General features: G+C 73.2%; 10 protein-coding genes. 4 read left to right on the forward strand and 6 right to left on the reverse strand.

All coding sequences use genetic code 11. From position 1 onward, the window contains the following. The 6 genes from D6718_10735 to D6718_10760 all read right to left on the reverse strand — a co-directional run. A partial coding sequence (locus D6718_10735) for a nodulation protein NfeD (protein RMG43983.1) occupies nt 1-650 on the reverse strand: 650 nt, incomplete at its 3' end. Next, entirely contained in the window at nt 647-1,831 is a 1,185-nt protein-coding gene (locus D6718_10740; protein ID RMG43984.1) for a pyridoxal phosphate-dependent aminotransferase, read from the reverse strand. The genes D6718_10740 and D6718_10735, both read right to left, overlap by 4 nt. Continuing rightward, nucleotides 1,828-2,325: a pantetheine-phosphate adenylyltransferase gene (locus D6718_10745; GenBank protein RMG43992.1), complete on the reverse strand. Its 498-nt coding sequence runs from the start codon at nt 2,323-2,325 to the stop codon at nt 1,828-1,830. The genes D6718_10740 and D6718_10745 overlap by 4 nt, the downstream gene beginning before the upstream one ends. Nucleotides 2,326-2,336: 11 nt before the next feature. Beyond that, nucleotides 2,337-4,076, reverse strand: a complete 1,740-nt coding sequence (recN, locus tag D6718_10750; GenBank protein ID RMG43985.1) for a DNA repair protein RecN — start codon at nt 4,074-4,076, stop codon at nt 2,337-2,339. Nucleotides 4,077-4,169: 93 nt separating this feature from the next. Then, nucleotides 4,170-4,544 (reverse strand): DUF423 domain-containing protein, encoded by a 375-nt coding sequence (locus D6718_10755; protein RMG43986.1) that lies wholly within the window; start codon nt 4,542-4,544, stop codon nt 4,170-4,172. Next, nucleotides 4,541-4,843: a hypothetical protein gene (locus D6718_10760; protein ID RMG43987.1), complete on the reverse strand. Its 303-nt coding sequence runs from the start codon at nt 4,841-4,843 to the stop codon at nt 4,541-4,543. The genes D6718_10755 and D6718_10760 overlap by 4 nt, the downstream gene beginning before the upstream one ends. An 85-nt stretch (nt 4,844-4,928) precedes the next feature. Between D6718_10760 and D6718_10765 the strand changes: the two genes are divergently transcribed. From D6718_10765 to D6718_10780, 4 genes are all read left to right on the forward strand, one after another. Then, a complete protein-coding gene (locus tag D6718_10765; GenBank protein ID RMG43988.1) occupies nt 4,929-5,612 on the forward strand; it encodes an SOS response-associated peptidase in 684 nt (227 codons plus the stop codon). Further along, nucleotides 5,581-6,417 carry a hypothetical protein gene (locus D6718_10770; GenBank protein ID RMG43989.1) on the forward strand — a complete coding sequence of 279 codons (837 nt, stop codon included), beginning with the start codon at nt 5,581-5,583 and terminating at the stop codon, nt 6,415-6,417. The genes D6718_10765 and D6718_10770 overlap by 32 nt, the downstream gene beginning before the upstream one ends. A gap of 2 nt (nt 6,418-6,419) precedes the next feature. Next, entirely contained in the window at nt 6,420-6,845 is a 426-nt protein-coding gene (locus D6718_10775) for a biopolymer transporter ExbD (protein RMG43990.1), read from the forward strand. Nucleotides 6,846-6,849: 4 nt separating this feature from the next. Continuing rightward, nucleotides 6,850-7,040 (forward strand): hypothetical protein (locus D6718_10780; GenBank protein RMG43991.1); only part of this gene is annotated, 191 nt, incomplete at its 3' end.

The following is a 7,040-nucleotide window of genomic DNA, read 5'->3' on the forward strand; positions in this document are numbered from 1 at the left end:
AGCGCCTCCAGGAGTTCCTCTCGGCTGCTGGCCACGAGGTCGATCAGGCCGGCCTCCAGCGCCTCCTCGGCGGACCAGCTCTTCGCCTCGAGCACCGCCGCTTCCGCCAGCTTTTCGGGCCGGCCCCGCTGGCGTGCCGCGGCGCGCATCAGGGCCGCCAGATCCTGGGCGGCCTTCTTGAGCGCGAGGTCGCCCTCGCGGTTCTCCCCGCCCGCCATGATCGGATGCGCCGCCCCCGTCCGCGTCACCGGGGCCATCGCCGCCACGTCGGCGGCCAGGAGCAGCATGAAGCCGGCCGATGCCGCGTGCGCGCCGCTCGGGCTCACGTAGGCGCACACGGGAACCTCGCTGCCGAGGATCGCCTGAACCATCCGCTCGGCCGGGCCGACCACCCCCCCGGGAGTGTCCAGCTCCAACAGCAGCAGGGCGTCACCCTCCCGGGCGGCCTCGTCGATGGCGCGCTCGAGGATCGACGCCGTGACGCCGTGGATGACCCCGGTGATCCGGTGCACGCGAACCCGCGGCGCCGCCCCCGGGGGTGCGGCGGCGACCGCCGGCGCGGCCGCGAGGGCCGCAGCGAGCAGGAGATGTCCGGCGGAGCCTCTCACGCCGCCATTGTAGGCCGGTCCGTCCCCGCGCGGCGGCCTCACGCCCCGGCAAAGGCGCGCAGGCGCGCGAGCCCCTCGTCGATCGCCTCGGTGCTGCAGGCGTACGAAAGGCGGATGTGCCCCGGAACCCCGAAGGCCTCCCCGGGGACCGTGGCGACGGCCTGCTCCCTGATGAGGGCCTCGCACAGTTCCTTCGTGGTGGCGAAACCGCGCCTCCTCGCGAGCTCGCGCACGTCGGGAAACACGTAGAACGCTCCCCTGGGCACGGGGCACGACACCCCCGGAATCGCGCGCAGCCCGGCCACGAGACGGTCGCGCCGCCGGCGGTAGATCTCCCGCGTGCGGGCCGGCTCCGATGCGGCGCTCCCGCTCAAGGCCGCCAGCGCCGCTTTCTGCGACACCGACGAGGCGTGGGTCGTGTCGTGGCTTTGCAACGTGACCACCGCCGAGATCACCTCGGGAGCGGCGATCGCATAACCGATCCGCCAGCCCGTCATCGCCCAGCTCTTCGAGAACGCCGAGACGAAGACGAGCCGGTCTCCCAGTTCCGGGCGATGGGCGAGCAGGCTGGCCGCCCCCTCCTGCTCGTAGACGAAACTCTCGTAGGTCTCGTCGCTGACGACCCACAGGTCGCGCTCCACGGCCAGCTCGACGATCTTCCGCGCCTCCCCGGGAGGCAGGACGGCTCCGCTCGGGTTGGCGGGGGAGTTGAGCAGCAGCATGCGCGTCGCAGGTGTGAGCACGCGCTCGAGGAGCTCCGCCCGGATGGTGAACCCGTCGCCCGGGTCGAGCGCCGCCGGCACCGGCCGGGCGCCGGCGAGCCTCACCTGTTCCGGGAAGGAGACCCAGTAGGGAGCGGGAATGACGACCTCGTCGCCCGGATCGAGGAGGGCCAGCATCACGAGGAAGAGCACCGACTTCCCCCCCGCTCCGACGATGACCTCCCGGGCGTCCACCGGAACGCCCGCCCGTCCGGAGTAGTGAGCCGCGATCGCCTGGCGGAGCTCGGGGATTCCGGCGGCGACCGTGTAGTGCGTGAAGTCGTTCTCGATCGCCTCGATGCCGGCCCGTTTGACCGCCTCGGGGCTGGGAAGGTCCGGCTCGCCCGGACCGAAGTCCACGACGTCCACCCCCGACGCGCGCAGGCGTTCGGCCTCCGCCTTGATCGCGAGCGTGGGCGAGGGCGCGATCGCGGACAGGCGCCGCGAGAGCCTCCGGCTCATCCCCGCGCCTTTCCCGGCCCGAACCGGCGGGCCAGCCGCTCCGCCACGGGCCGAGGCACCAGCCCGGACACGTCCCCTCCGAGCTGCACGATCTCGCGCACGAGCCGCGACGAGATGAAGGAGACCTCCTCCCCCGCGGTGAGGAAGAGGGTCTCGAGCCGAGGGTTGAGCCGGCGGTTCATCAACGCCATCTGGAGCTCGTACTCCACGTCGCTGACCGCCCGGAGGCCGCGCACGATCACGCGCGCGCCGACCTGCCGGGCGAAGTCGGAAAGCAGCCCGTCGAAGGAAGCGACCTCCACGCGCTGCAGGCCCGCCTCCCGGACCGCCTCCTCGATCATGGCGCGCCGCTCCTCGGCACCGAACATCGGCGTCTTCGCCGTGTTCTCGAGAACCGCCACCACGAGGGAGCCGAACAGATCGGACGCCCGCCGGATCAGATCGAGGTGGCCCATGGTCACCGGATCGAACGAACCGGGGTAGACCGCCTTCAAGCCGCTCCCGCTCACCGGGCCACCCCTCGGCTCCGGCCCGGACCGCCCGCCTCCCCGCGGATCATCGCCTCGGCGTGCCGGCGCGCGGTGTCGGTCACGACGCTTCCCGCGAGCATCCGGGCCACCTCTTCGACGCGCTCGTCGAGATCGGTGAGCGTCTTGACCACCGCCACCGTCCGCCCCGATCGCTGCTTCTTCGTCACCGTCACGTGGGTGTCGGCGCGCGAAGCCACCTGCGGAAGGTGGGTGATGCAGATGACCTGGTGGTGCCGCGAAACGCGCGACAGGAACTCGCCGAGGCGGTCGGCCGCCTGCCCCCCGAGCCCCTGATCGACCTCGTCGAACAGAAGCGTGCGCGGCGGAAGTTCGCCCTCGAGGGCCACGTCGAGGGCGAGCATGAGCCGGCTGAGTTCCCCGCCCGAAGCGACCTTCCGGAGCGGGCGCGCGGGCTCTCCGGGGTTGGCCCGCAGATGGAACTCGACCCCGCTGAGCCCGTCGGCGGCGATCCGGGAAGCGTCGATCGCGCCGGGGTCGTCCTCCAGTCCCGGGCGCGGCGTCACGTGCACCTCCAGCCGCGCCTTCGGCATCGCCAGCTCCTCGAGGAGCGACGCCACCTTGCGCTCCAGTTCGCCCGCAGCCCGGCGCCGGCTCTCGTGCAGCTCGCGCGCGGCGGCGAGGTAAGCGGCCGCCGCCGACTGCCTCTGCTCGGCGAGCTGGGCGGCCGACTCTTCCGCTCCCTCCAGTTCGGCCAACTCGCGGCGCAGCGCCTCGCCCTGGGCGATCAGATCCTCGAGCGGTGCGCCGTCGAATCGCCGCCGGAGCTTGTCGAGACGGTGGAGGCGGTCCTCCACCTCCGCGAGGCGCTCGGGATCGGGGGCGATCTCGGAGGCGGCGCTGCGCAGGTCGGCGGCGATCTCGTCCACCTGGGCGCGCACGTCGTCCAGCCGGTCCGCCAGCTCCGCGAACTGCTCCCCGCGGTCGGCCTGGCGGTGCAGCCGCCGGGCCGCGGCGTGGATCTTCTCCGTCGCCGATCCCTCTCCCTCGTAGAGGAGCTGGAGCGCCGCCGCGAGCGCCTCCCCGATCTCCTCCGCGTGACGGAGCCGCTCGCGCTCTCTCCGCAGTTCCTCCTCTTCGCCCGGCTTGGGCGCGACGGCCTCCAGCTCCGCCAGGCGGTACTCGATCAGCTCACGCCGGGCCTCGCGCGCAGCGGCCCGCTCCCGGTGCTCCTTCAGCCGGGCTTCGCACTCCCGGAGCTCCCCGAACGCCCGTCGCGTCCGCTCGAGCAGCGCACCGTGCCGCGCGAAGCGGTCGAGAATCTCCCGGTGGTTCTCCGGCGCCAGCAGCGATTGCTGCTCGTGCTGCCCGTGCATTTCGACGAGACCGGCCGTCAGCTCGCGCAGGAGGGACAGCGTCACGGTCGAGCCGCCGATCAGCGCCCGGGAACGCCCCTCGGCGCCGATCTCCCGCCGGATCAGGAGTTCGTCCCCCCGGGGATCGTAGCCGGCGGTGGCGAGTCTGCGGACGAGATCGGGACGGCCGGAAAGGTCGAACAGCGCCTCGACCACGGCGCGTTCTTCCCCCTGGCGCACCATAGACGCTTCGCCGCGGCCCCCGAGCGCCAGCGCGAGCGCTCCGACGAGGAGCGACTTTCCGGCACCCGTCTCGCCGGTGATCAGGTTCAGGCCGGGGGAGAAGGACAACTCCACCCGCCGCGCCAGAACCAGGTTCTCGATGCGCAGTTCACGCAGCATGCTCGGCCCACGCGGCTGTCGGGAATCCGGCGCGAAACGGCTTGTTCCGGGAGATTTCGGCCACGCGAGGTTATCACCCGGCCGGGAACGCGGTCAACCGCGGCCGGTCCGGCGCGCGCCGAGGGCGAGGGCACACCAACCAGCGATGAAGGCGAGCCCGCCGGCCGGGGTCACCATGCCGACCCATCGAGGTGCGCCGAGGCCGAGCAGGTACAGGCTTCCCGAAAAGAGGACCACCCCGGCGGCGAAGGCCCACGCCGCGGGACCCGCCACGCGCCCGGCCGTCCGCCGCGCCCACGGGCTGGCGAGCGCGATCAGGGCGAGGGCGTGGACGATCTGGTAGCGCGACGCGGTACGGAACAGCTCCGCGGAGGCTCCGTCCCCCAGCCCGTGCGCCGCGAACGCGCCGGCCGCGACCGCCGCCGCCGCGAACCAGCATCCGGCGGCGAAACAGGTCCGCTCCGTCACGCGCCGCTCTCGGCACGGATCGCCGCCACCTCTCGCTCCTCCTTCTCGAGCAGGGCGCGGCGCTCGCTCTCGTACTCGGAAACCAGACGCTCGAGCTTTTCGGCGTCCCCCTTCGCCCGAGCCGCCTCCACCGCGGTCCGGTGGAGCACCTCGAGTTCGGCGAGCCTCGCGCGGATCTCCCGCCGGACCTCCGCGATGCGGCGCTTCTGATCGTCGCTGAGAGGGGGCCCGCTCCCCTCTCCGCGCGCCCGGAGACGCTCCATCGCCAGCTCGTACGCCGTCTTGAGCTCGTCGGTCATCGACCCGTCCCCGGCGCCCCGCCCGGGGCGCTCGGCTATTCTATCCTCCGCCCCCGGCCGCGTCCCCGCCGGCGAGGAGCCCGAGATGTGCGGTCGCTTCGTGCTCGCGGCCTCCCCGGAGGCGCTCGAGCGCCTGCTGGACGTTCCCGTCCCCGAGGAGTGGGCGCGACCCCGCTACAACATCGCCCCCTCCCAGCCGGTCCTCGCCTGCCGCCTCTCTTCCGCACAAGAGCGCGAGCTCGTTCCGCTCCGGTGGGGGCTGGTGCCCCGGTGGGCTCGCGATCCCGCCGTCGGGAACCGCATGATCAACGCCCGGGCCGAAACCGCCGCCGAGAAGCCCGCGTTCCGCGCCGCCGTGCGCGCCCGGCGCTGCCTCGTGCCGGCCGACGGTTTCTACGAGTGGAGCGGAGGTGCCGGCGGGCGACAGCCGTACCTCTTCCGCGCGCCGGGCGGGGAGCCGTTCGCCTTCGCGGGACTCTGGGAGCGGTGGCGACCCCCGGAAACCGACGAAGACGCCGCGATCGAAACTTGCGCGATCCTGACGCGCCCGGCCGACGAGGTCGTGGGGGCGGTCCATCCGCGCATGCCGGTCATCGTTCCCCCGGGCCTGTTCGAGCGCTGGCTCGATCCGTCCCGGCCGGGGACGGAACTGTTGGCCGAGCTGGTCGCCGCCCCGCCGCCCCTGGCCCTCCAGCGGGTTCCGGTCTCGCGCCGGGTGAACGACCCCCGTCACGACGATCCCTCGTGCATCGAGCCCCTTCCCGGCTGAACGCCGGGGCGCGACGTTGCCGCCGTCGCCGGTCGCGTGCTACGTTGCGGCCCGGTTCCACCCGCGCCGCCCGCGCGCGGTCCGGAGGCACGCCGTGACGTTGCCCGTGGGCGCCGGTCTCGGCGGCGCCAGCGTCGTCGATCTCGTGCTGCAGACGGGGCCGGTGGGCAAGCTGGTCCTGCTGATCCTCCTCGCCGCGTCGGTGATCTGCTGGGGCATCATCCTCGAGCGCGGCCGCACCTTCCGCATCGCCAACCGGGAAACGCGCGCCTTCCTCGCCCGGTTCCACGGCGGTGCGCGCTTGGCCGAACTTCGCGACGCCGCCGAGCACTGGCACCGCTCTCCCGTCGTCGCCTTGTTCAAGGCCGCTTTCCACGAGGTCTCCGAGCTTTCGCTCGAGCAGGGCGCCGGGGTGGGGCGGGTGCTGGACGCCGACGCGATCGAGGACGTCGAGCGGATGATGGCGCGGACGGCGGCCGCGAACACGCGCACCCTCGAGCGGTCCTTGACGTTCCTCGCCACCACGGCCAGCACGGCCCCCTTCGTCGGCCTGTTCGGGACGGTGTGGGGGATCATGGAGGCCTTCCACCGCATCGGGTACACCGGCGCCGCCAGTCTGGAGGCCTACGCTCCGGGAATCGCCGAGGCGCTGATCGCGACCGCCGCCGGGCTGCTCGCCGCCGTCCCGGCGGCCGTGGCGTACAACTCGTTCCTGCGGCAGGTGCGCACCATGAGCATCGAGATGGAAGAGTTCCAGTACGACTTCACCCATCTCCTGCAGAAGCGCCGCCGCCGGGTCGGCTGATCATGGCGGGCGGCGGCGGCCGGCCCGAGCGGGGGGCGCTGGCGGAGATCAACGTCACCCCTCTCGTGGACGTGATGCTGGTCCTGCTCATCATCTTCATGGTTTCGGCGCCGATGCTCACCAGAGGGATCGACATCGCTCTCCCCCAGGCGGCCTCGGCCGAGGTGATCGAGGAGGACCGGGTCACGGTGACGATCGATCGCCGGGGGCAGTTCCTCGTGGACGGGCGTCCCGTGGTCGACGCGCTGCTGGTGGAGAAGGTCAACGAGGCGGCCGGCGGCCGGCCGGGGGTGGCGGTCTACCTCGAAGGCGATGCGTCGGTCCCCTACGGCCGGGTTCTCGCGGCGATGGACGCCCTGCGAACCGGCGGGATCGCCCGCGTCGCGCTCGTGACCGAACCGCTGCCCGCCTCCCGCACGGAACGGTGACACCTTGGGCCGGACGCTGGTTCGGGTGACCGTCAGGCTTCCCCGCGCGGGCGAGGTTCAGGCGCTCGCGCTCTCGGCGGGGGTGCACGCGGTCGCGCTCTCCCTGCTCCTCGCCGCCGGAGGAAAGGCCACGTTCGGCGGCGCACCGCGTCCGGTCGTCCCGGTGAGGCTCGCCGCGCGCCCCGCGCCCCCGGC

The organism is Acidobacteriota bacterium (assembly GCA_003696075.1).
Lineage (GTDB): Bacteria > Acidobacteriota > Polarisedimenticolia > J045 > J045 > J045.